Source organism: Pseudomonas sp. 05T35, assembly GCF_056396605.1.
The window spans coordinates 1-2,357 of the sequence record NZ_JBFTLU010000755.1 but is presented as its reverse complement, the minus strand read 5'-3'; the positions used below and the strand labels follow the sequence as shown (position 1 = coordinate 2,357).

The window sequence follows — 2,357 nt, the reverse complement described above, 5'->3', positions numbered from 1 at the left end:
CGGTAATGCGCCAGGTACGGATCAGATCGCCAAAATCGATGACGCCCTGCAACTGCCAGTGACGTTGCCGATCCCGTTTCCAGACCACATTGTCATCAGTGATATCCATGTGAATCGCCTGCACCGGCAGCTTCGCCGCCAGTGGCTGCACACGCCGCTCGGCCTGTTGCGCGGCCTCGGCGATCACTGCTCGCTGCCGCTCATCGCTGATCACCGGCAGCWGGTGATTAATCAACGCATTGGCGTGTCGGGCGTCCCACTGCAAGGTTCGCTCAAGCCCCGGATGCTCGAATCCGGCCAGCGCCAGATCCATTTCGCCACAGAGTTGGCCGAGGCCGGCAACCAGATCATGGCCAAGGTGTTTGAGGTGGGTCAGCGATTGACCTTCGATGTAGTCGAGCAAGCGCACATGCAGTGCTTGCCCGGCCAGGTCCAGGGTCAGCAGGTCCTCACCGTTTTTCGCCGGAATCACCCGTGGCACATGCAAACCCGGTTGCGTGCCCAGGTGTTTGAGGGCGGCGTGCTGGGCGTACAGTTCCAGCGCCGCGTAGTCACCCCGGCAGATTTTCAAGACGAAACGGCCCTGGTCGCTGTCGAGCCGGTAGTTGAGATCCTGCTGGCTGCCCAGCGACTGCAGCGTCCCGCTCAGGCCGTAGTGCTCGCGCAGCAGCTCCAGCGCTTGCTGCGCAGTGACTTGCGGGCTGGGCAGACTGGCACGATGAATCAACGTGGCGAGCAACATACAACGACCCCTGGAATTTTTATAAGGCGTCTATATCGCCACTGCTGACCGCGATACGCAACCCCCTTATACCGGTCAGTGATCAATAAGGGCGGAGGCTTTCACGCCACGCTACACAGCGGTGAACTTTCCCACGAAGCGTGTCGAACCCGAGGAATGTTCGGCACTTTCTCACACCCCTAGGCTGCCTTCCTTGGACAGGGAAGCCCGCCGCACATGCCAGAACGCTCATACCCGCTGACGTACAAAGAACAGCTGCGCCGCCGTATTTTGCAGCCGCCGCCAGTTTTGTACCGCTGGATTCGTTGAAGGATTACGGAAACTTTGCCCTGCTGGGTGGGCGAGAGACCGACAGCTCTGGCGCCGTGCCGCTCAAGAAAATCAGTGGCAGTGCATTGCCCATCGGCCTTGGTGGCCTCGCTCTGGCCGGGTCATCGGTCAGCGCTGTCACCGCCGTCGGCGGCACTGTTGCTGCCGGCTTGCTAACCGGTCTGGTCGCCCTGCTCTGGCCCTCCGAGCTGGGCGACAGCGCCCTCTATAGCGAAGAGCAACTGCGCTCGCTTGAACAAGCCAACTCCCGGGTGCGCCTGCGCGTCGAGCAACAGGCTGACGGCACCCTCAAGGGTTACGGCTTCTACACCGGCAACAACGCCGAATGGCAACGGATCCCGGTCATTCAGTTCCAGACACGCAAAGCCCGACAGGTCGCCGTATTCGGCGAAGGTCTGGAACTGATCTGGACCCCGGCTATCAACCCAGCAGACATCCTCGGCATTCCCGCACTGGAGGCCGCCCCGCAAGCGCCGAACATCTGGGTCTATCCTCCGACCGAGGCGAGCAACAGCATTCTGGTGAACCCGATTTATCCACCGGAGTATCAGGATTTCATCCTGGTATTCCCTGCGGATTCCGGGGTTAGGCCACTTTATGTAGTGGTGAGCGGTCGGAGGAGTGAAGACTTTCCAACCCTTGAGAAGGAGCTTCCTCTTACTGCAACAGAACTAATGCCGATTATGGGGTGGCGCCATCCCAATGAATGCGCCTTTGACTACCTACTCACGGAGCAACAAATTTGTGACATAGAGAAAGCCTGCTCAATAAGGTTACCCAGAGATCTGGAACTTTTTTTAACCAGCTTCGCTTGAGCTGAATATACCTAATAGAAAGAAAATCCCCATGCGCCGAATTGCATTCTCAAACAAAAAAGTCCGCAACATCCCACGCCGCCTCCGCGCTCTTGCTGCCTGGGCGGCCAGCTACGAAGGTTACTTTCCGGACGAGCTTCCCGTGGAACAAGGCTACGCAAACCGAAAAATTCCGGTCCTGGAAACCTTGGTTGAAGGGAAACAAACCACCTTCGCCATTCAAAAGGAATGCGCGCAACAACTCATCAATGCAGCCCATCACTTGCTTCAGGCCAGACCCGAAGACACCATCAACTGCCGAATAGTCGCGTCAATCCTCACGCCCGACATGTTCTCCAGCGAAATTTGCATTTACACCGACATGAGCCGTTATCGCGGTCATGTATTGCCATTCGACTATGAACATTTCTGCCAGACCCGCATCACCGACAAAAGCCTCGCCACCGAATGGGGTTTAATCGTCCCTGCTG

At 57.9% G+C, this 2,357-nt stretch carries 2 protein-coding genes and 1 pseudogene; 2 read left to right on the top strand and 1 reads right to left on the bottom strand.

The window, feature by feature from the left end:
- Window positions 1-742 (bottom strand): phosphotransferase (locus AC1DH9_RS29545; RefSeq protein WP_477809382.1); only part of this gene is annotated, 742 nt, incomplete at its 3' end.
- A gap of 281 nt (window positions 743-1,023) precedes the next feature.
- On the opposite strand from AC1DH9_RS29545, the pseudogene AC1DH9_RS29540 reads away from it, so the two are divergent.
- Together AC1DH9_RS29540 and AC1DH9_RS29535 are read left to right on the top strand one after the other, a co-directional pair.
- Window positions 1,024-1,887, top strand: a pseudogene (locus AC1DH9_RS29540) (S-type pyocin domain-containing protein); the annotation flags it as partial.
- A 31-nt stretch (window positions 1,888-1,918) separates the two neighbouring features.
- Window positions 1,919-2,357 (top strand): DUF3916 domain-containing protein (locus tag AC1DH9_RS29535; protein WP_477809381.1); only part of this gene is annotated, 439 nt, incomplete at its 3' end.